Raw genomic sequence first — 19,461 nt, 5'->3', positions numbered from 1 at the left:
GAATAGTGAACTGGAAGACGGCTCCGCGCTGCTGGCTTCAGGCTGTTCACTCTGCGAACAACCTGGCTGAAGTTCCAGACCCTCCAGCTTTGAGCGTGGGGGAATTGCGGGATTCTTCGAAAGGTCATTCAGCGAGGACAGTGTCAAGATCTGTAAGCCGTCGCCGYAAACCTACGCTCGAATGGAGAATGAACTTGGCGTCCGTCCCTCGCAGCTCTGCATGATCGCCTGCCACGCCTGGGATACGCGCAACGCCGTGGCGGCCGGCTGGGAAGCTGCGTTCATCAGGCGGCCCGGCACGCTGATCCTGCTCTTCCAGTGCTGCCCGGCGCTATTGCATCGCTTCCTGTCGAACAATCCCGTTCTGAGCCGGCGATACGTCGGCTGCTGCCCGGAGGAGGTCCCGCTTGAGCAGATAGACGGAAGCCGCAAGCAGTACGACGTCCTTCATGAGGAAGAGGAACGGCAACGTGGCCGCAGGAAAGCCGCCGGCCGGCGCGGCCCAGGCGTCGGGGAAAAACGGAATGATCGTGACGGTGGCGACATAGGTCGCGCATGAACCCAGCGACCCCAGGACCGCCAGTCTTCTGTTCCAGAAGCCGAGCAGAAGAAGCAATCCAAACAGCAATTCCGCTGAACCCAGGAAGTAGGCCGCGCCGCGCACGCCAAACACCGGATACAGCCAGAAGATCAGCGGACCATTGCTGATGAACGGAATCAACGCGTGCGCTTCGTAGTCGAACCATTTCTGGCAGCTGAAGACGAAGAAGACGATGATCATCGCCACACGCGTGGCATGGTAGTCAAAATCACCTCTGACCAGATCGAGCTCGGACAGTTTCTTTATGAGATGGTCCATCTGATGTCGTCTCATCCTCGAGGTCGCGGATTGGCGGCAAGGGCGGCGTCGACGTCTGTCGTTATCCGAACGGTAGCCAAGCTTCGAAGGACGCGCTGTGCGCGGATTATCGTGCTTTTTTCAAACTTGCGCTGTTCGGCCGCAGGCGGCCGGGATCGGCGTGGCCTGACATCGCGTCGCCCTCGGTGGCTCGCCCTTGGCGCCGCAAACCCATACCAAAGTATGGGTCTGTGCATCACAATCGCGAGATTGTCGGAGGCACCCACCGAACGCATGCTCGAGGCCGACATGCGCAACCGATCATGGCGCAGCTACTGGATTTTCCTCTGTTGGGGAGACCGAACATGTGCCTCTCGCGAACAAGCATCGAACGCCACGACAGCAGCCGCCTGGTCAACTGGAGAGCGGCTTGCGCTTCAATCGCCCGTGTTGCGATCGCGTTTCGATGATGATCGCGTCTTGCGAGGGTAAGTCAGGTGAAGGTCCCTTACGTAGGTGTCGTCGATGACGACGAGGCCCTGTGCCTGTCTTTGGTGGATCTGATGCGATCGATCGGCTACCGCTCCGAGCCGTTTGACAGGGCCGAAGCGCTGCTGAGCTACGCCGGCCGGTTCAGCTTCGACTGCATCATTGCCGACGTTCACATGCCTGGAATGGGTGGGCTCAACCTCGTTCGCGAGCTCCAGCAGCAGAAGGTCGGAGCGCCGGTGATTCTCATTACCGCGCTTCCTCACAAGCAGCTGGACGCCGAAGCGGCCTCGATCGGCGCATTCTGCCTTCTCAGAAAGCCGTTCGAAACGAGCGCGCTGCTTGAGTGTCTCGACAGGAGCCTTCGAAGATGAAAGCGCTCTCGGGTGACGACATCACGTCCTCTATGGCGACGCCATCGTCCTGCGGCGACGATCCCGGGCGTGCACGACCCCGGGGGGATACGGATCCGCCGCGTCATGATCGCCGGAAGGCGGCCCGTTGGGAGAGATGGAACGATTGTTCGGAGCGATGGGGCCGGCTCTTGCTTGCGGCGCGAGCAGGGGATGGAGACGCATATGAGCGATTGCTGCGGGAGCTGGATCTGTGGCTTCGGGCCTACTACGCGCGCCGGCTTCCCTATCCCGCCGCCGACGATGCGAGGCAGGAGGTGCTCCTGGCCATTCACGCGAAACGCCACACGTTTGCGGCCTCGAAGCCCTTCGGCGCCTGGGTCACGGCGATTGCCCGCTATAAATGGGTCGATCGTGTGCGCGATGCGTCTCGCTACAGCGCGCTCGCGCTCGACGAAGACATCGCAATCGAGGATCACGAAGGTGCCGCGATCAGCGCTGCCGCGCTGGACCAGCTGCTTGGGCGGTTGAAGCCTGCGCAAGAGAGCGTGATCCGCCTCGTGAAGCTCAATGGTCTGAGCATCGCGCGAGCGGCCGGTGCGACCGGACAGTCGGCGGCCCTGGTCAAGATCAATATCCATCGCGGCCTGAAGAAATTGTCCACATTGGTCTCCTGACGTCATTGCGGCCGCGGGCCGGGCCGACCGAGACGTCGTGCGAAGGAAAGCCGAAATTGCTTCAACTCCAGAACGAAATGCGATCTACGGTGGCCGACCTGACGGCGGCGTTCCGCTATGACATCATGGAAGGGCTGAGCCTCGCGCCAAAGGCAATTCCGGCGAGATGGCTTTATGACCGCCGCGGATCGGCTCTGTTTGAAGCCATCACGCTGCTGCCCGAATACTACCCGACTCGAACCGAGCGATCGATCCTTGCGTCCGCAGCATCGGAAATCGCCGCGCTCGCGGGGCCGGGCCGCGCAGTCATAGAATTCGGCTCAGGCTCGTCGGCAAAGACGCGACTGTTGCTGGCAGAGACGGAGCCTTCTGCCTATGTGCCGATCGACATCTCGGGCGAATTCCTCCGGGAGGTTGCGGCAGGCCTGACCCATGCATTCCCGGGGCTGCCGATCTATCCAACCGAGGCCGACTTCACTTATCCCTTTTCTTTGCCGGAAGAGATTGGGGCGACCGCGCGCCTCGGCTTCTTTCCGGGGTCGACGATCGGAAACCTCACTGTGCCTGCGGCGGTCGATCTGTTGCGGGCGATGGCGGTGACCCTGGGTGCCGGATCGATGCTGCTGATCGGCATCGATCGTATCAAGCATCAGGATGTTCTGCTGCCGGCATATGACGACACGCAAGGGCTGACGGCCGCATTCAATCTCAACCTCTTGCATCGGATCAATCGCGAGCTGGGCGGCTCGATTCCCCTGGGCGCCTTTCGCCATTTGGCACGCTGGAATGATGCGGAGGCGCGTATCGAGATGCATCTGGAAGCCACGCGCGACGTCCGCTTCGAGGTCGACGGTCGCGTCTTCTCGTTGTCGAAGGGCGAGACCATCCACACGGAGAACAGCCTCAAATACGGGCGGAGGGATGCCTTCGTCCTGCTGCAGGCCGGCGGATGGCATCCCGTCGCCGATTGGAGTGACGACAGCGGGCTCTTCTCGGTCATTCTCGCGGAGCAAAGGCCCGCGCCGGCGGCGCCCTAGGATGAATCGGGGCGCAGACGGAATCATTTCCAACAATATCGCCTCAATCGGCGCAATCCACGAACAGCGAGGCTCGTACACATGCTGCATAATGTGCGCGTCATCATGGCAATCAACTGCGTTGAGGCGCGACCATGCAACTCCGTTCATCCCTCATCCTGAGCTTCGCCGCCATACCTCTAACCGCCCTGGCAGATCCACTCCCGGCGCCGTCGCCGAAAGCGCCGAGCCCGGCTGAGACCGTCCAGGTGCAGCCGCGCGGAAATGAATTCATGCCGAATTCAGTCGCCGAGGATGCGTTGCAGAAGCGCATTACCGACTTCAACCGGAAACTGGAAGGTCTGGACGCAGATCTCGACAAGAAGCTGAAAATCTGCCGCGGGTGTTGATCGAAATCCGGTTCAGCAAACAGCGATAGGTCTGCACATGAGGCACACTGTCACCGGTTCGTTCCACGACGGCGGAAGCGGGTGCGCGCACTTTGAGCGGATCGCTCCGATCCGGGATGACGAGCTCGAGCTTGTCGTCAGGGAATTGCAGCATCGCATGCGCAATATCCTCAGCATCGTTCTGTGCTTCGTGAACAACACTGATGCGAATACGACCGCCGATTTTCGCGAGGCGCTCTCGGCACGGATCGCGACCCTGTCCGACGCCTACAGGATGATCGAATCCGCGGGAGAGCAGCGCGTGTCTCTCGCGGCGATGCTGGAGCGAACGCTCAAACCGCACGCGATGTTTCACAGAGGCCGCATTCTGCTCGCGGGGCCGGACCTCACGCTGGAGCCGCACATCGCCTTGGCGCTGCACGTCATCATTCACGAGCTGGCTACCAACGCGAGCAAGTACGGCGCGCTGACATCGACGGCAGGAGCCGTCGAGGTGATCTGGGAGAGTCCGCCCTATCTCGGCGGACAAGGTCTTGCGATCCAGTGGCGCGAGCGCGGCGGACCGATTGTGACCAAGCCAGAACGCAGAGGCTTTGGCACGCAACTGATCGCAAGGGCCCTGCCGGGCGCGCAGGTCGATCTCGACTTCGCACCCGACGGTCTTGTCTGCCGGCTTCTGATCGATCTCGGTCAGACGCTGACCACGCAAGGGCCTGTCAGTTAGGATCAGGAGGATCGACACCATGAGTACATTGGCGAGTGCCCCGCGCAAATCGTTCGCAAGCAGGCTGCCGATATCGGGGCTGCTTGCGGGAGACCTGGATTACCACATTGTCCGGGCGTCGATGGTGATCCTGTTCTTCTTCTTCGGCTACCAGAAATGGTGGGCGTACGAGGCGGATCGCCTGGACCCCTTCATCAGCAACGGTCCGCTGATCTGGTGGCTCTATCCCGCTTTCGGCCATCAAGGTGCCAGTTGGTTCCTCGGCGTCGCCGAATGGACCTTTGGTGCTTTGATATTCGCGGGCTTCTGGAGCAAGCGCCTCGGGATTCTGGGCGCCCTAGGGTCGACCGGCACCTTCATCGCAACAGTCACGATCATTCCGTTTATGCCGGACGGTTGGGACGCTGCTGCAGGCGGCTTTCCGGCGATGACTGGCAACGTTCCGTTCCTGATGAAGGATGTCGTGCTGCTTGCGGTATCGTTGTATCTGCTGAAGCAGGATGCGGCCCGTGTCCTGCGACTTGAGGCTTGAGATACACGGCAAGGCAGATGCAGATCATGGCCAGCGCGAACATGGGATAGTGCAACGAGACGGCCGCCGCGGCGAGGAAGCCGAACAGGGTGGTCAAGGATCGCATGCGCATCACCATGCGCGCCTGGCTCGGGATCTCCTCGATCGCCGGCCGGTCGACGGCTTCCCAGCACAGCAACAGATAGGTCGCGTTCACCAGGGCGAATACGCCGGCATAGACGGTGACGGGCAGCGGCGCCAGCTTTGAGCTCGCGATCCAGGCTGTTGAGAACGGCAGCAGCGATACGGAAAACAGATGAGCGAAGTTTCCCCAGATCAGTCGGGGTGTCGCCGCGCTGGCATAGTGCAGAAGATGGTGATGGTTCACCCAGACGATGGCGATGAAGAGATAGCTGACTGCGTAGCCGATGACGGTCGGCCAGAGTTCGAATAGAGCATCGAGGCTCGGAGCGTGTGGCGGGCGCAGGTCCAGGGCGAGAATTGTAATAACGACTGCAAAAACCGCATCCGAGAGGGCATTCAGGCGTTCTGTCTTCGGAGAGTCCGCGGTCATCATTCTCGTCCTTTGCCGATGCAGGCCTGCCCGGCAGTGTCTCGACGCCCCGATCGGGCCTGAACAGCAGGCGAGTCATGCCGACGGCGAGCGGGGCGCAATGCCGTTGCTCCGCACTTTCGTGGACATTCGGAGCAAACGTCGCATCGGTTACACCTGCTTCGAAAAGAATCGGGGCGAATGCGCAACGACGTGCATGGCGCGGGCTCGTGAACCGCGGCTCTCGCGACCAAACTTGGCAACGTTCGCAAGTCCCGTTACATGTTGCGGCGTACTGACGCGCTCTCGTCCCACCCCTCGATACGCAAGCGGCGGGGTGATGCGTCGAGACGTCTGGAAATGATTTTCACGACGAGACATCTCGGTATGAGGCTTGATAACGAGACGCACGAACTGGATCTGGTCGCAAAGGCGTTTCAGATTATCTCGAGAGAAATCAGCTATCAGGGATTGGCCAAGGCTCTTCTCATGGAGGCGCTGAGTTACTCCGGGGCCAGTCGGGGGGCGATCCTGCTCAGCGGACAAAGAGAGTTGCTTGCCAAGGCCGATGCGAGCTTCCCGCGCGAGAGGGCGAACTTCCTTGCCTCCTTCCCGCCGCACGCCGAATTCCGCTTGCCGAGCGACCTTGCCGAACAGGTGCTCGATCGAAAGCAAACGGTCGTGAGGCAAGCCGGCGCGGAGAGCTCGGCACTGATCGATCCCGCAAACCCGCCGTCTGGAAAGATAGCGCAGCTGTGCCTGCCGTTGATTCACCAGCACTGGGCGATTGGCGTTCTCTATCTCGAAGCGGATGGAGATGCGGAGATCTTCACGCCGCGATGCGTCTGGGTGACATCCATGCTGGCCAATCAGGCCGCCGTCTCATTCGAATCCGTCCGCCTGTTCGAGGCGCTGCGCGAGACCAATATGTGGATGGTCAGAGGTCAGCAGATCGGCGGGATGGGCAGCTATCGCTGGAACACGCGCACCCTGCTCTCGCGCGGATCGCGCGAATGTTACCGCATCCTGGATATCGACCTGGACGTGAACCCCGTCCCATTCGAGGTGTTCAGGAGCCGGGTCCATCCCGAGGATTATCCCGCGCTGGAGCAGGACCTCACCGAGGCGATCAGCACGAAGTCGCCCTTCACCCACGAGTACCGCGTGGTCCACCGGGACGGCAAGACGTTGCATGTCGTGGCCGTTGGGCAATTCGATGAGGGCCCCACGGGAGACCTCGAGCTGGAAGGCATCATCACGGACGTCTCGCAACGGAAGGCGGCGGAGCAGGCTCTCGCCGACGCGCGAAACGAGCTTGCGCGGGCGACGGGTCTGACGTCCCTTGGCGAACTCGCCGGCTCGMTCATTCACGAGATCGATCAGCCGCTGACGGGGATGATCATGAGTGCGGAAGCTTGCCTCCGGTGGCTCGCCCGGGATCCCGTTCAAGCCGCGGAGGCCCGGAAATCGGTCGCACGCATTATCAGGCAGGCACGTCGAGCTGCGGAGGTTGTGACCGGGGTCCGCTCTCTCGTGAGGGGCACGCAGGTCCATTTTGCCGAGTTCGATATCAACGATGCGGTTGCGGAGGTTCTGCTTCTGTCGAACAGGGAAATCGAGCGGGCCGGGGTCATCGTCCGTACCGACTTCGATCGATCATCGCCGCGTGTCGAAGCAGACCGTGTTCAGGTCCAGCAGGTCGCGCTCAATCTCGTGCGCAATGCGATCGAGGCCATGACCGGGGTCGAGGACGGGAACCGCATTTTGGCCCTCTCTTCGGGGGTCGCCGATGGTATGATTTCCGTGGCAATCGCGGATACTGGGGGCGGCATCAGCCCGGCTGATAGAGAGCGGGTCTTCGAGACGCTCTATACGACGAAGGGAGCGGGACTCGGTCTGGGACTGTCGATCTGCCGCAAGATAGTGAAACTCCACGGAGGACAGCTATGGGTGGAAGAAAACGGGAGGTGCGGAGCGAAGTTCACCTTCGCTCTCCCGCTTCGCCAGGCGGTTCAGACGTCGGAAAGCCGGTAGACATGCCTCCTTCCGGCGTTGTTCATATCGTCGACGATGACCGCGCGGTTCGCGAGTCCCTTGGCGACCTGCTCGAGTCCCTGCACTACAAGGTCGCCCTGTACGGATCTGCTTCGGACTTCCTGAAGGTTGAGCTGTCGGACGCCCCTGCGTGTCTGGTGCTGGATGTCAGATTGCCGGGCACGAGTGGCTTGGAGCTGCAGGAGTACCTGACGAAAATCAATGTCGGAATCCCGGTGATCCTGATGACCGCCTTTGGCGACATTCCCATGTCGGTAAGAGGCATGAAGCTGGGGGCGGTCGATTTTCTCACCAAGCCGATACGGGATCAGGATCTTCTCGATGCGATCACCGCCGCGATCCGAAAGGACATCGATCGGCGCGACGACAGCGCGCACCTGGCGCAGTTGCAGGAGAAGTTTGCACTCCTGACCACGCGCGAGCGGCAAGTGATGACGCTGGTGGCATCCGGTCTGATGAACAAGCAGGTCGCCAGCGAGCTCTCGATCAGCGAAGCGACGGTCAAGATGCATCGTGGCAGCGTGATGCGGAAGCTCGGGGCAAAGACCGCGGCAATGCTCGTTCGAATGGCAGAAGCGCTCCAACTCCAGGGCTGAAGCTTCGGGACTGGCATCTCGTGCTGAATCATCTCAGCACCGTCCCTGCATGCGACCCATACCTAAGTATGGGCCGGAACAGCACAAGCGTGAGATTGCCCGCCAGCGTGATGAAAAGCATGTTGCCCCTGTGCGGTGCTGCCAGCCGGCGTTGGCAGCGCGCCTTGACCGGAGAGGTAACGCCACGTGCAGCTTGCGGCTTCAACGCCCGTATCCAGGCGATCAGGGCATCTCCTCCGTGCAGAAATTCGTTGACGATTGGACGCGGCCATCCGGAGCACAGAACAGGGCGACGACGATGGGGATGTACGTATCAAATTCGAGTGAGAGCACGCCAAGGATGGTCGTCTCCGCTTCGCCAATCCGGCCGGTGGACGAGACGCTGTCTTCCAGGTCGTCCGACGCGGCGCTTCATCCGACGGTCAGCATAACGCCTTCCGAGCCGGTGAAGCGCCTTGGGATAGGCTGGCGTTGGTGGTTTTCGGAGAGCGTTCACCTCCCGGTCGGCAACAGGATCGAATTTCGCTTTCAGGGATCGAGACATCTCCTGGCGTTGTACAACGAGGGAGCGCGGAAAAGCGGTGAGACCTCCATCGATGGCTTCTGCTCGTCGAAGCTGCGCGGTTCTGAGCACAGGCTGACCTTTGTCCCGGCGGGACGCGCCTATCGCGAATGGCATGAGACTGCCTCGTCGGCGCAGGTGACCTTCCTCTATTTCGATCCCGCCGCGTTTTATAAGTCCGACGGCGGCGCGGCCGGGCTCGCGCCAAGAATATACTTCGAGGATCCGCTGGTCTGGGAGACCGCCTCCAAGTTGAAGAAGGCGATCGAGAGCGCGGAGACGAATTGCGCGCCTTACCTCGAGGCGCTCTGCGGCGTGCTCGCCCACGAGCTGTCCAGGTCCGATCACGATCTTGTTCGCGAGCCGGCAGCGGTCAGTCGTGGAGGTCTCGCGGGCTGGCAGAAGCGTGTCGTGGTCGAGTACGTCGAGGGGCATCTGGGAGAACAGGTCTGCCTCCTCAAGCTCGCCGAGCTTGCCAGGCTCAGCGTTCACCACTTCTGCCGTGCTTTCAAGAAGTCGTTCGGAATTCCGGCCTACCAGTATCAGGTGCAGCGACGCATGGAGTTCGCCAAGCTGCGGCTGGCGGATCGCGCGGTATCGATTACGGACATCGCACTCAGCCTGGGCTATGCGCAAACGAGCTCCTTCAGCTCCGCCTTTCGCAAAGCGACGGGTTGGACTCCTACGGACTATCGCAGGGAGTTCGAATGAATAGATCCGAGGCACGATAAATCGGGCAGAGCAGGCGACAGGCAGTCTCGTACGGGCAGAAATCCCCGGGGGGTCTGTAACCGGATCGCCTCGGGCCACGAAATGTCCAGATGAAACCGCCTCGGATCGGCTGCCATCGGATCATCGATTTCACCGGGCGCAACAGGTGTCGAGGGAGGGACCACAGATGACGAGCATTCGATACCGCAAGGCGGACGTGGACGGACTGAACGTATTTTACCGGGAAGCTGGCCGGGCTGACGCGCCCGCCTTGCTGCTGCTGCACGGATTTCCGACGGCCGGCCACATGTTCCGCGAGTTGATCCCGGCGCTCTCGGATCGGTTCCGACTGGTGGCGCCGGATTTGCCCGGGTTCGGCCAGTCCGACATGCCGGCTCGCGAAAGCTTTGCCTATACGTTCGCCACATTGGCGCAGGTGATCGAACGGTTCACGGAAGTCATCGGACTCGCCCGTTTCTCGCTCTACGTCTTCGACTATGGCGCGCCGACGGGCTTTCGGATGGCTCTTCGGCATCCCGAGCGCATCGTTTCCATCATCTCGCAGAATGGCAATGCCTATGAGGAGGGATTGAGCGAAGGCTGGAGCCCGATCCGGGCTTACTGGCAAGATGCATCGCAAGCGAATCGGGCGGTGCTGCGATCATTCCTTTCGCCAGAGACGACGGTCTGGCAATACACCCACGGGGTGCCCGACGTCTCCCTGGTCTCCCCTGACGGATACACGCTGGACAACCATTATCTCGAGCGCCCTGGCGCGGACGAGGTCCAGCTCGATCTGTTCGGCGACTACAGGACCAATGTCGCCATGTATCCGGAATTCCAGGCCTACTTCCGCATGCGCAAGCCGCCCTTCCTGGCGGTCTGGGGCAAGAACGATCCCTTTTTCCTGCCGGCGGGCGCGAAGGCGTTTCAGCGCGACATGCCGGGCGCCGAAGTGCGCTTCTTCGACACGGGGCACTTTGCGCTCGAGACTCATGCGCGGGAGATCGCAGCGGCGATCGGTGAGTTTCTTGGCCGGCTGAATTCGAATAGGTAACGGTCGCTTCCCTCGCCGCGAGAAACGTCAGGAGAGCCATCATGCGCGCTATCGTTCTTGAAAAATTCGGTGGTTTGGACAGCCTCGTCTATCGGGATGTTCCGGAGCCGGAGCCGCAACCTGGTCATGCTGTCATCGAGGTCAAGGGATTCGGCATCAATCATGCAGAAATGCACATGCGCCGGGGCGAATGGGCCGAAGCTGCGCCGATCAGCGGTATCGAATGCGTCGGTCTCGTGAAGTCGTGCCCGGACGGCGAATTTCCGGTAGGCGCCAAGGTGGCCGCATTGATGGGCGGTCTCGGCCGGACCATCAACGGTAGCTACGCCGAATACACGCGTGCGCCGGTCTCGAAYGTCGCATCGATCGATGCAGATTTGCCATGGGCCGAGCTCGCAGCGATCCCCGAAACCTTCGCGACGGCATGGACCTGTCTCTTTCGAAATCTCGATCTCGCGAAAGGTCAGCTTCTCGTCATCCGCGGAGCGACGTCCTCGTTCGGTCAGGCGGCACTCAAGCTCGCGGTCAATGCCGGCGCGCGGGTCATCGCGACGACGCGCAGCCGGGAGCGCTTTGCGATGCTGGAGAAGCTCGGAGCCGCGCGGTGCGAAATTGAACGGCGCGATCTCTCAAAGCATCTGCCCGAGGCGAAGCAGGTCGACGCAGTCCTGGACCTCGTCGGCAACAGCGTCGTGCTCGACTCCCTCGCCATGCTTCGCCGCGGCGGCCGCTCCTGTCTCGCCGGCTGGCTCGGCGGGCTTGATCCGATTCCGGATTTCAACCCGCTGCTGCAGATGCCGAGCGGCGTCTACCTGACCTTCTTCGGCAGCTTCGTGTTCGGCACGCCCGGGTTCCCGCTCTCCGACGTGCCGCTGCGGGAAATCGCCGCTGACGCCGCGGCCGGCCGGCTGGACGTCAAGCCGGCGCGGGTCTTTCGCTTCGACGAGATTCGCGAGGCGCATCGCGTCATGGAGGCGAACGAGGCAGTCGGAAAGATGGTCGTCGTTCGCGACTGATATTTACAAGCTTGGTATTCGGGAGAGTTCATATGTCGAAATCAGTCGCGATCGTGACGGGGGCGAGCCAGGGGATCGGCCGGGCGACCGCGGTGCGCCTGGCACGCGATTTCTCGGCGCTTGTCCTGGTGGCGCGAAACCGCGCCAATCTCGAGGACACCGCAAGGGTGGTCCGGGCCGCCGGCGCCGGGGTGCTGGTGATCGATGCCGATCTGGCCGAACCTCGCGCCGCTCAATCTGTCGTCGACCAGACCTTGGCGGCGTTCGGCCGGATCGATGCCCTGCTCAATATTGCAGGCGCGGTACCTCAGGTCGATCTGTTCGAGACGACGGAGGCACAGTGGGACGCCGGACTGGCGTTGAAGCTGCATGGCGCCCGGCGGCTCACGATCGCCGCCTGGCCGTCGCTCATGGCCGCGCAGGGGGCGGTGGTGTTGATGTCGGGAAACTCGGCCTCCTTCCCCAAGGCGCCCTATGCCGCGGTCGGCACCATCAACGCTGCAATCGTCGCCTTGGCAAAGGCGTTCTCCGACAAGGGAATCAGCGATGGCGTCCAGGTCAACAGCGTCCTGCCGGGGCCGGTGATGACGGGCCGCCGGCGCTCCTACCTGGAGCACTGGGCGCCCCTGCACAACATGACCGTCGAGGAAGCTACGGCGAAATTTCCCAAGGACGCCGGGATCGCGCGTTACGGCGAGCCGGAAGAGATCGCCGAGTTGATGGCGTTCCTCGTATCGCCCGGCGCGCGCTGGATGACCGGCTCGGCATTGCGGATGGACGGCGGCGAGGTGAAATCGATATAATCGGTTTGCACCCGAAGGGCGTCCGCGTAAGTGGCCCACTTGCAAAAGCGTTCGATGCGCGCAAGCATGGAGTAAGGGCTCTTTCGCTCTTCGCGAGCGCTGAGGAATAGCGACAAAACCGTCATGCAGTTTGACACCAAGATCGCGGTCGTGGTCCGCACCGACCTTGAGCCGTGGCAGAAGCTGAACGTGGCCTCTTTCCTCGCCGGCGGGATYGCGGCGGCTTTCCCGGCGACCCCTACGAAGACGGCTCCGGGACGAAATATCTGCCGTTGATCGGCCAGCCCATCCTGATCTATGGCGCCGACCGCGCGGCGCTATCACGCGCGCTCGATCGCGCACTGACGCGCGGAGTGACGCCGGGGCTCTATACCGAGGACATGTTCAGGACCGCTCACGACGCCGCCAACCGCGAAGTCGTGAAGGCGGTTTCCCGCACAGACCTGAATCTGGTTGGGATTTCCATGCGCGCCGAGCGCAAGGTGATCGACAAGATCGTCGACGGGTTGAAATTTCACGGCTGACGCTTCCCGATATGCTCCGACCGGCCGGCCTTTTCAGTCTTCGCCGGATCTGGCTCTGAGGAGCTCGTCGCGGCGCCTGATCAGAATCTCGAGCCGTGCGGCCTGATCGTCAATTCGCTGGCCGACGAGCTCTTCGCTCATCGCGGCGAGATGTGAGGCGGACTGTTCAATCAGCTCGCGAAGCTTCGCCGCCGTGGCGGCAATCTGGCGCTCGATTTCAGCGAGGTGGATGTCTTCACCGTGCATGGCGGGTCTTTGATCTCGGAGCTTGGCGGGCGATCGGGTGCGGCATTCAGAAGTACAGGTGCCGGGCACCGTGCATTTCAAGGACACATCCCCTCTGGGTGCGCGTCGCCCTCATCAGATCGCTTCCGCAATCGGCGCACTTGACGAGCGCTTCCACGGGCCCGCCGTCGACGGCGAGAGCGCCAAGGCAGGACACGGTGTTGCATGCCGCACACCGGATCTTCGTCAGGGTGATGTCAAAGGCAAAGGCTTCTTGAAGCAAGTGTGTGCCGGGGTCACCGCCAAGAATGAGGTCGGCGATGTTGTCTGCCATGGCGATCATGCTCCTGTTGGCCCGAAACGTTCGGTTCTTATGGCGAGAGGGTCGAAGCCGAGCTTCACGAGCATGCTCGCGATGCCTTCGACAAACCCCGTGGGACCGCAAATGAAGAACGTGGGATTCTGCTCGCGCGTAAAGCTGTTCGCTGCGAGCAGCGCCTCGTTGACCCGTCCCCGATGTCCGTTCCAGTCGCTCGGATGCTCGCGGGTGAGCGCATAGACCAGGCGCAGGTCGCGATCGCCGTCAGTCATCGTATCGAGTTCATCCCGGTACACGACGTCGGCAAGGCTGCGTGCCGAATAGATCAACGATGCCGCTATGGGTGCGAGCGACCTCCTGCGGTGGCGCAACATGGCCATCAGCGGCGTAATCCCGGTGCCGCCCGCGACCAGGCAAATCGGTCCACCGCGCGCTTGGCTCCAGATGAAATGCCGCCCAATGGGTCCCCGAAATTCGAGAGCGTCACCAACCCGCAATTCGTCGAGGAGATAGGGGGACACCTCGCCGTCCTCGACCCGCTCCACGGTGAGAGTGAGCAGTTTCTCTTCGRGAGGCGATGCGATCGAGTAGCTTCGTTCGGCCTGATAGCCGTCATCGGCGGTGAGACGGATGTCGACGTGCTGGCCGGGCCAGTGCCCGGACCAGTTGGCCGGCTGCAGGATGATGCTCTTCACCCGGCTTGTTTCAGCCACGATGGCCTGCACGCGACCGGTCTGCCACGCGATCCTGGGCTGCTGCAGAGGCGCATCAATCGCCGTCATAACGTTGCTCCCGCCAGGGATCGCCATAGTTGTGATAACCACGCGATTCCCAGAACCCGGGCTCGTCCTTGGGCATGAAGCGAAGCCTTCGCAGCCATTTTGCGCTCTTCCAGAAGTAAAGATGCGGCACCAGAAGTCGCGCGGGGCCACCGTGCGCCGGGGCAAGCGGCAGACCCTCATAGCGGGTCGCGATCATCGCCTTTCCCGCGACCAGGTCGGCCACCGGAAGGTTCGTGGTGTATCCGCCGTCGCAATGCGCCATGACATAGGGGTCCGGCGGCTCGCTCAGCCCGACCACCCTAAGAAGATCGTCGAAGCTGACGCCCTGCCAGACCGTGCTGAGCTTGGTCCATTTGGTGACGCAGTGAATGTCGACCGTGATCGTGGTCTGGGGCAGTGCCTCGAATTCGTCCCAGGTCCATTTCCCCAGCAACGACCCGCCGAGTTGAAGCGCAATCTTCCAGTCGGCGACACGGATATCCGGCGTGGGGCCGGCGGACAGCACCGGGAAGTCGGTCGTCAGATACTGACCCGGTGGCAGCCGGGCGGCTTCGGGTGTCTGTCGCTTGGATTTGAAGCCGCGAGAAACGGGAGGTCGGTCCATGGRAGCGTGCCCTTGTGCGGTGACCCGCAGGATGTCCCAACGCGCGTCGGCGTAACCTGCAGCCCACGTCAGCGCACATGAACCCTGAGCGATGCCTTGTCGATGGCCGTCGCGGCGAATGCATCAAGATTGCGAAAGACGAAGCAATCACGGCTGCGCAGGCAAGAACTGTTTCAATGTCAAATGCGGCTCCGTCCTGAAGTGGTTCAGAAGGAGGAGACGATGTCGAGCGTGAGCCAGCCCTTGCATTCCGACGAACTCGCTTACCTCACCGCGCACGAACTGGCGGCTCGCATCCGGCGGCGTGAGTTGTCGCCGGTTGACGTGGTCGATGCGTTCATCCGGCGCATCGAAGCGCGCAACCCGAGCCTGAACGCGCTGGTCTATCTCGATTTCGACGGCGCCCGCACGAGAGCGAAAGAGGCCGAGCGCGCATTGGTCGCCGGCGAGTCGTGGGGGCCGCTGCACGGCATCCCGTCGGCGCTCAAGGATCTGTTCGACTTCAAGCCGGGCTGGCCTGCGAGCCTGGGCGGCATCCGCGCGCTCAAGCATCACGTCGTGAACGGTTACTGCGTGTTCTGCGAACGCATGGAGAAGCGCGGCGGCGCCGTGTTCCTCGGCAAGACCAACAGCCCCCTCATGGGATTCCGAGGCACCTGCGACAACTACCTGTTTGGTCCCACGCGCAACCCGTTCAATCTTGCCAAGAACACGGGCGGCTCATCCGGAGGAAGCGCTGCGGCGGTCGCCGATGGACTGCTACCCATTGCAGAAGGTACGGACGCCGGCGGCTCGATACGAATCCCCGCCGCCTGGTGTGGGGTCTATGGCTACAAGGCGTCATTCGGACGCGTGCCGTTCCTCGTGCGTCCCAACGCGTTCGGCGTGGCCGACTCTCCGTTCCTGTTCGAAGGGCCCATCACGCGGACGGTCGAAGATGCCGCCATCGCGTTGAACGTACTCGCCGGCCCTGATCCGCGCGATCCCTTCAGCCTGATCGAGCCGCCCGTCGACTTCACCGCGGCGACCCGTCGTTCGATCCGTGGCCTCAAGATTGCCTATAGTCCGGATCTGGACGTCTTTCCGGTCGACGGAAAAGTCGCGGCGACGGTCCGCCGCGCGGTACAGGCGTTCGAGGAAGCCGGTGCTCACGTCGAGGAGGTGAAGCTCGGCATCGTTCGCTCGCAACGGGAACTGAGCGACGTCTGGTCGCGTCTCTACATGCTTCTGAACCTGCAGGCGATCGAGAACATGAAGCGCGACGGCATCGATCTGTTCGGCAATCATCGCGACGACTTTCCGCCTGAATACATGGATTGGGTCGAGAAGACCAATCGCATGTCGGGGCTCGATTTCTTCCGCGACCAGGCCGTCCGGTCGGAGGTTTACGATGCCTTCCAGAACGTCCTTGAAAGATTCGATCTGTTGGTCACGCCGACCGTCGCGTGCCCGCCGGTCGACAACGCCAGCGACGGCAACACGGCTGGACCGAAGTCGATCAATGGTGTCGAGATAGATCCTCTGATCGGATGGGCCCTGACCTACTTCGTCAACTTCACCGGTCATCCGGCAGCCTCGATTCCGGCGGGTCTGTCGGATGGACTTCCGGTCGGGATGCAAATCATAGGTCGGCGAAACGCCGACTTCGACGTGCTGGCCGCGAGCGCGGCTTTCGAGCGGCTTCGTCCCTGGCAGGACAACTACCGGATCTGCCGCGAGCGCCCCCTGAGAACAGCCCCGCTTTCAGACCTCACCCGCTGACCTTGCACCCTCTCGGTCGCTTCCATGGCCGTCCTGCCGCGATCGCGGCGCCGATTGGGGCCGCGCGTCTTGCTTCCGCAGCGTCAACCTCTTCACCGATCGCAGGTTCGGCACGGAATGCATCAAGATGGCCAAAGCGGAAGCAATCCCCAGCGCGCAGGATCTTCCGCGACTGGCTAAGTCATCTCTCGACAGGTCAATCGTGCCGGCGCCTCGCGCGTTCGGCCGCAGTCGCGGGAGAAGACAATGCGCGTGAGAGTCCAGGCAGCAGCGGCGGTCATCGTAGGCAGTGCGGTCGCAACGATCCTGTTCTTCGGATCGCTCAAGGATAGCAATGCCCAGAGCAATACGCGCTACCTGCCGGAATACACCGCGGACGGGCAGTTGCTCCTGCCGAAGAATTTCCACGAGTGGGTCTATGTCGGCTCGCCGCTGACGCCAAATGCCCTCAACGGCGGACAGGCGAACTTCCCGGAATTCCACAACGTCTATATCGAGCCGGGCTCGTACGCGATCTACAAGAAGACCGGCGAATTCCCCGAAGGGACGATCCTGTTCAAGGAGCTGCAGCTGACGTTGCCGCAGGAGAACGCCGACGGCTCGCGAACGGAAGCGTCGGGACGTGGTTACTTCCCAGGCAAGTGGAACGGCGCCGACGTGACCGTCAAGGACTCGAAGCGCTTCGCCGACACCAACGGGTGGGGCTATTTCAACTTCAATCATCACGAACCGAAGGCGCCGACGGCCAAGGTGAAGTCGAAGGACGAGTGCGCCTACTGCCATATCGCCAACGCCAAGAAGGATGAGGTCTGGACCCAGTTCTATCCGCTGCTGGACAACAAGGACGCGCGGTGACCGCGTAATCGGCGGAAGATCGGCATGAAAATCCTCAAAGCCGCTTGTGTCGCCGTCGTCGTGATCCTTGGGATCGCGGCCGCGGTCAGGCAGTCACAGCTGCGGGCGAACGCGGCGGATGGCGTTTCGACCGGCGCGAGCGTCGCCGACCGCGACGGGCATCTGCACGTGCCCGATGACTATCGTACGACCTATCAAGTCCTCGGAAGCTGGGCGATTGCGGCAGACGACAATCACGGCTCGAAGGAGCTTCACGTCGTGTACGCCTCGCCTGGAGTGATCGACGCCTATCGGAAGGACAAGCGCTTCCCGGACGGTGCGGTGCTGGTCAAGGAAGTGTTCAAGGCGGCAACCTCGGAAATGACGACCGGCACCGTCAGTCGCGCCGATGCTTTGAAGGGATGGTTCGTCATGGTGAAGGACACCGCGAACCGTCACCCGGAGAGCGCGCTATGGGGCGACGGCTGGGGATGGTCCTGGTTCGACGCGGGCGATCGCTCAAAAACGACGACGACGAATTACAGGGCCCAATGCCAGGCGTGCCATGTGCCCGTGCGGGCGTCCGACTGGGTTTACATCGATGGATACCCTCCGTTGAAGCCATAGCGATGGTGCAGGTCACCGAAAGTCATTCGATTTACCAAAGCCAATCATCAAAGGAGCGAGAGATGGCTAAAGAAGCGACGGCGAGYGAGATGGGAATGTCGAAGGGGCAGACTGGCCATCTCTATATCCAGACCAATGAGATCGACAACGCCATTATTCACTACACGCGGCAGGCGGACGGCAAGCTGGCCGAGGTCGCGCGTATCAAGACGGGCGGCGCCGGCTCCGGTGAATTCAAGCCGATCAGCGGCCAGGACAGCGCGCCCAACTCTTACGAGGGTGCGGGAAGCGTCATCATTACATCCGATCGGCGCTTTCTGTTTGCGACCAATGGCGGAGACAATTCCGTTTCGAGCTTCCGCCTGGAGAGCGACGGTCGTCTCACGCTGCTCGACGTGAAGTCGACCGGCAACCCGGTCGAGGGCAGGAGCGGCACGGCCAAATCGCTGGCTTTCGCTCCGTCGACGCGCACCCTCTTCGTGCTGCACGCGTTCGGACCGGATCATCTTCGGCTGATGTCGGTCGATGCCGAAGGCATGCTCAAGACGCGGCCCGAGCGATACACGGTGAATACGTACAGCAAGCGGAACCGTGTCTCCACCATGGTCGTGGTCTCGCCCAACGAGGAGCTTGTGCTTGTCGGCACCACTTTCGATGAGCCGATCGCGCTCACCGGCTTGTATCCCGACGGCTCGCCGATTCTCTGGGTCCAGCGCGCCGGCGGCGCGTTGCACTCCATCGCGTCGAATGCACCTGATCCGGACGGCCTCGCCGTGTTCGCCCTGCAAAAGGACGGCTCGCTCGGCACGGCCAGGTTCTACGATGCGAAGGGCGGTTCTCCGTTCTACATCGCGTTCCTGAATCAGCGTCCGAATACGTTCGTGATCGGCTATGCCGTCGGTGACGGATGCTCCATCTGCACCATCGAGAAGAACGGCTCGATCAAGATCGGCCCGCTCGTCAAGATCGACACCAGCGCGGGCCTGCCGTCCGAGCTGTGCTGGCTGGCCGTAGCTCCCGATGATCGCACGATTTACGCAACGAACTTCGGCTACAGCAACATCAGCAGCTACCGCATCAACGGTAGCGGCCTGGAGATTGCGTGCGATCCGGCGTGTCCGAAGGTCCCCGGCGACGGCACCGCGAGGGGATTGAACGGAACCGTGACGAGCGGTCCCAGCGATAGCTGGATCTCGCCGGACGGCGCCTATCTCTACCAGATCTACGGCAATGCCTCGAAGCTGGTCAGCTACAGCACCCAGCCGGACGGTTCGCTGAAGGAGATCGGCAGCGTCAAGATCCCGTACAACGGCTCCCAGGGTCTTGCGGGTTTCTGATCCCGGTTTCGCGACATGAAGTCCGGGCGTGGTCGGCATTGCCGTTCCACGCCCGGCCTCTCCCTCGCCGATATGCG

21 protein-coding genes and 2 pseudogenes are annotated in these 19,461 nt (G+C 62.1%); 17 read left to right on the top strand and 6 right to left on the bottom strand.

Features of this window, described 5'->3' with window-relative positions:
• Positions 1 to 331: 331 nt before the first annotated feature.
• Positions 332 to 859 (bottom strand): YkgB family protein, encoded by a 528-nt coding sequence (locus tag AB4Z51_RS26730; protein ID WP_208089005.1) that lies wholly within the window; start codon positions 857 to 859, stop codon positions 332 to 334.
• 476 nt (positions 860 to 1,335) lie between these two features.
• Here AB4Z51_RS26730 and AB4Z51_RS26725 point away from each other — a divergent pair, with 476 nt between their 5' ends.
• The 6 genes from AB4Z51_RS26725 (at position 1,336) to AB4Z51_RS26700 (ending at position 5,039) form a co-directional block, all read left to right on the top strand.
• Complete coding sequence (locus AB4Z51_RS26725) at positions 1,336 to 1,701, top strand: response regulator transcription factor (protein WP_063980875.1); 366 nt, start codon at positions 1,336 to 1,338, stop codon at positions 1,699 to 1,701.
• A gap of 212 nt (positions 1,702 to 1,913) precedes the next feature.
• Positions 1,914 to 2,357, top strand: a complete 444-nt coding sequence (locus AB4Z51_RS26720) for a sigma-70 family RNA polymerase sigma factor (RefSeq protein ID WP_223153778.1) — start codon at positions 1,914 to 1,916, stop codon at positions 2,355 to 2,357.
• 56 nt (positions 2,358 to 2,413) lie between these two features.
• Positions 2,414 to 3,394 carry an L-histidine N(alpha)-methyltransferase gene (gene egtD, locus AB4Z51_RS26715; protein WP_441498328.1) on the top strand — a complete coding sequence of 327 codons (981 nt, stop codon included), beginning with the start codon at positions 2,414 to 2,416 and terminating at the stop codon, positions 3,392 to 3,394.
• Positions 3,395 to 3,528: 134 nt separating this feature from the next.
• A complete protein-coding gene (locus AB4Z51_RS26710; RefSeq protein WP_063980878.1) occupies positions 3,529 to 3,783 on the top strand; it encodes a hypothetical protein in 255 nt (84 codons plus the stop codon).
• Positions 3,784 to 3,820: 37 nt separating this feature from the next.
• The gene (locus AB4Z51_RS26705; protein ID WP_208089002.1) at positions 3,821 to 4,507 is read left to right on the top strand and encodes a sensor histidine kinase; all 687 of its coding nucleotides are present in this window, start codon (positions 3,821 to 3,823) and stop codon (positions 4,505 to 4,507) included.
• A gap of 19 nt (positions 4,508 to 4,526) precedes the next feature.
• Entirely contained in the window at positions 4,527 to 5,039 is a 513-nt protein-coding gene (locus AB4Z51_RS26700) for a YkgB family protein (protein ID WP_208089001.1), read from the top strand.
• A 283-nt stretch (positions 5,040 to 5,322) separates the two neighbouring features.
• Here the strand turns inward: AB4Z51_RS26700 and AB4Z51_RS26695 are convergent.
• A pseudogene (locus AB4Z51_RS26695) lies at positions 5,323 to 5,592 on the bottom strand (TMEM175 family protein); the annotation flags it as partial.
• A 366-nt stretch (positions 5,593 to 5,958) separates the two neighbouring features.
• Between AB4Z51_RS26695 and AB4Z51_RS26690 the strand changes: the two are divergent.
• The 7 genes and pseudogenes from AB4Z51_RS26690 (at position 5,959) to AB4Z51_RS26660 (ending at position 12,895) form a co-directional block, all read left to right on the top strand.
• Entirely contained in the window at positions 5,959 to 7,605 is a 1,647-nt protein-coding gene (locus tag AB4Z51_RS26690; RefSeq protein ID WP_441498327.1) for an ATP-binding protein, read from the top strand.
• A 2-nt stretch (positions 7,606 to 7,607) separates the two neighbouring features.
• Positions 7,608 to 8,222: a response regulator transcription factor gene (locus AB4Z51_RS26685; RefSeq protein ID WP_166078228.1), complete on the top strand. Its 615-nt coding sequence runs from the start codon at positions 7,608 to 7,610 to the stop codon at positions 8,220 to 8,222.
• Positions 8,223 to 8,592: 370 nt separating this feature from the next.
• Positions 8,593 to 9,495 carry a helix-turn-helix transcriptional regulator gene (locus AB4Z51_RS26680; RefSeq protein WP_441498326.1) on the top strand — a complete coding sequence of 301 codons (903 nt, stop codon included), beginning with the start codon at positions 8,593 to 8,595 and terminating at the stop codon, positions 9,493 to 9,495.
• A 187-nt stretch (positions 9,496 to 9,682) separates the two neighbouring features.
• A complete protein-coding gene (locus AB4Z51_RS26675; RefSeq protein ID WP_441498325.1) occupies positions 9,683 to 10,552 on the top strand; it encodes an alpha/beta fold hydrolase in 870 nt (289 codons plus the stop codon).
• Positions 10,553 to 10,593: 41 nt separating this feature from the next.
• Positions 10,594 to 11,568 (top strand): zinc-binding alcohol dehydrogenase family protein, encoded by a 975-nt coding sequence (locus AB4Z51_RS26670; RefSeq protein ID WP_441498324.1) that lies wholly within the window; start codon positions 10,594 to 10,596, stop codon positions 11,566 to 11,568.
• A gap of 32 nt (positions 11,569 to 11,600) precedes the next feature.
• Positions 11,601 to 12,371 (top strand): SDR family oxidoreductase, encoded by a 771-nt coding sequence (locus tag AB4Z51_RS26665; RefSeq protein WP_441498323.1) that lies wholly within the window; start codon positions 11,601 to 11,603, stop codon positions 12,369 to 12,371.
• A gap of 123 nt (positions 12,372 to 12,494) precedes the next feature.
• Positions 12,495 to 12,895, top strand: a pseudogene (locus AB4Z51_RS26660) (DUF2000 family protein).
• A gap of 33 nt (positions 12,896 to 12,928) precedes the next feature.
• Here the strand turns inward: AB4Z51_RS26660 and AB4Z51_RS26655 are convergent.
• The 4 genes from AB4Z51_RS26655 to AB4Z51_RS26640 are packed head-to-tail and all read right to left on the bottom strand — an operon-like array spanning position 12,929 to position 14,825.
• Positions 12,929 to 13,222, bottom strand: a complete 294-nt coding sequence (locus AB4Z51_RS26655) for a hypothetical protein (protein ID WP_441498322.1) — start codon at positions 13,220 to 13,222, stop codon at positions 12,929 to 12,931.
• Positions 13,188 to 13,454, bottom strand: coding sequence for a DUF6510 family protein (locus AB4Z51_RS26650; protein ID WP_224580600.1), 267 nt, complete (start codon positions 13,452 to 13,454; stop codon positions 13,188 to 13,190). The genes AB4Z51_RS26655 and AB4Z51_RS26650 overlap by 35 nt, the downstream gene beginning before the upstream one ends.
• 5 nt (positions 13,455 to 13,459) lie before the next feature.
• Positions 13,460 to 14,221 carry a ferredoxin reductase gene (locus AB4Z51_RS26645; RefSeq protein WP_441498321.1) on the bottom strand — a complete coding sequence of 254 codons (762 nt, stop codon included), beginning with the start codon at positions 14,219 to 14,221 and terminating at the stop codon, positions 13,460 to 13,462.
• Complete coding sequence (locus AB4Z51_RS26640) at positions 14,208 to 14,825, bottom strand: sulfite oxidase-like oxidoreductase (protein ID WP_441498320.1); 618 nt, start codon at positions 14,823 to 14,825, stop codon at positions 14,208 to 14,210. The genes AB4Z51_RS26645 and AB4Z51_RS26640 overlap by 14 nt, the downstream gene beginning before the upstream one ends.
• A 222-nt stretch (positions 14,826 to 15,047) precedes the next feature.
• Between AB4Z51_RS26640 and AB4Z51_RS26635 the strand changes: the two genes are divergently transcribed.
• The 4 genes from AB4Z51_RS26635 (at position 15,048) to AB4Z51_RS26620 (ending at position 19,384) form a co-directional block, all read left to right on the top strand.
• A complete protein-coding gene (locus AB4Z51_RS26635; RefSeq protein ID WP_441498319.1) occupies positions 15,048 to 16,586 on the top strand; it encodes an amidase in 1,539 nt (512 codons plus the stop codon).
• A gap of 246 nt (positions 16,587 to 16,832) precedes the next feature.
• Positions 16,833 to 17,441 (top strand): cytochrome P460 family protein, encoded by a 609-nt coding sequence (locus AB4Z51_RS26630; RefSeq protein WP_208088991.1) that lies wholly within the window; start codon positions 16,833 to 16,835, stop codon positions 17,439 to 17,441.
• Positions 17,442 to 17,465: 24 nt separating this feature from the next.
• The gene (locus AB4Z51_RS26625; RefSeq protein WP_441498318.1) at positions 17,466 to 18,047 is read left to right on the top strand and encodes a cytochrome P460 family protein; all 582 of its coding nucleotides are present in this window, start codon (positions 17,466 to 17,468) and stop codon (positions 18,045 to 18,047) included.
• 95 nt (positions 18,048 to 18,142) lie between these two features.
• Positions 18,143 to 19,384, top strand: coding sequence for a beta-propeller fold lactonase family protein (locus AB4Z51_RS26620; RefSeq protein ID WP_441498317.1), 1,242 nt, complete (start codon positions 18,143 to 18,145; stop codon positions 19,382 to 19,384).
• Positions 19,385 to 19,461 lie beyond the last annotated feature (77 nt).

Origin of the sequence: Bradyrhizobium sp. 2TAF36 (assembly GCF_052114925.1) — a bacterium.
Lineage (GTDB): Bacteria > Pseudomonadota > Alphaproteobacteria > Rhizobiales > Xanthobacteraceae > Bradyrhizobium > Bradyrhizobium barranii.
The sequence above is the reverse complement of the archived record's forward strand: the minus strand, read 5'-3'. Positions and strand labels throughout refer to the sequence as shown.

What these genes read in the sequence shown, in the direction of transcription:
- AB4Z51_RS26730 (WP_208089005.1), bottom strand. Translation starts at nt 859, where the DNA reads ATGGACCATCTCATAAAGAAACTGTCCGAGCTCGATCTGGTCAGAGGT.
- AB4Z51_RS26710 (WP_063980878.1), top strand. Translation starts at nt 3,529, where the DNA reads ATGCAACTCCGTTCATCCCTCATCCTGAGCTTCGCCGCCATACCTCTA.
- AB4Z51_RS26705 (WP_208089002.1), top strand. Translation starts at nt 3,821, where the DNA reads ATGAGGCACACTGTCACCGGTTCGTTCCACGACGGCGGAAGCGGGTGC.
- AB4Z51_RS26700 (WP_208089001.1), top strand. Translation starts at nt 4,527, where the DNA reads ATGAGTACATTGGCGAGTGCCCCGCGCAAATCGTTCGCAAGCAGGCTG.
- AB4Z51_RS26685 (WP_166078228.1), top strand. Translation starts at nt 7,608, where the DNA reads ATGCCTCCTTCCGGCGTTGTTCATATCGTCGACGATGACCGCGCGGTT.
- AB4Z51_RS26675 (WP_441498325.1), top strand. Translation starts at nt 9,683, where the DNA reads ATGACGAGCATTCGATACCGCAAGGCGGACGTGGACGGACTGAACGTA.
- AB4Z51_RS26665 (WP_441498323.1), top strand. Translation starts at nt 11,601, where the DNA reads ATGTCGAAATCAGTCGCGATCGTGACGGGGGCGAGCCAGGGGATCGGC.
- AB4Z51_RS26650 (WP_224580600.1), bottom strand. Translation starts at nt 13,454, where the DNA reads ATGGCAGACAACATCGCCGACCTCATTCTTGGCGGTGACCCCGGCACA.
- AB4Z51_RS26640 (WP_441498320.1), bottom strand. Translation starts at nt 14,825, where the DNA reads ATGGACCGACCTCCCGTTTCTCGCGGCTTCAAATCCAAGCGACAGACA.
- AB4Z51_RS26635 (WP_441498319.1), top strand. Translation starts at nt 15,048, where the DNA reads ATGTCGAGCGTGAGCCAGCCCTTGCATTCCGACGAACTCGCTTACCTC.
- AB4Z51_RS26630 (WP_208088991.1), top strand. Translation starts at nt 16,833, where the DNA reads ATGCGCGTGAGAGTCCAGGCAGCAGCGGCGGTCATCGTAGGCAGTGCG.
- AB4Z51_RS26625 (WP_441498318.1), top strand. Translation starts at nt 17,466, where the DNA reads ATGAAAATCCTCAAAGCCGCTTGTGTCGCCGTCGTCGTGATCCTTGGG.
- AB4Z51_RS26620 (WP_441498317.1), top strand. Translation starts at nt 18,143, where the DNA reads ATGTCGAAGGGGCAGACTGGCCATCTCTATATCCAGACCAATGAGATC.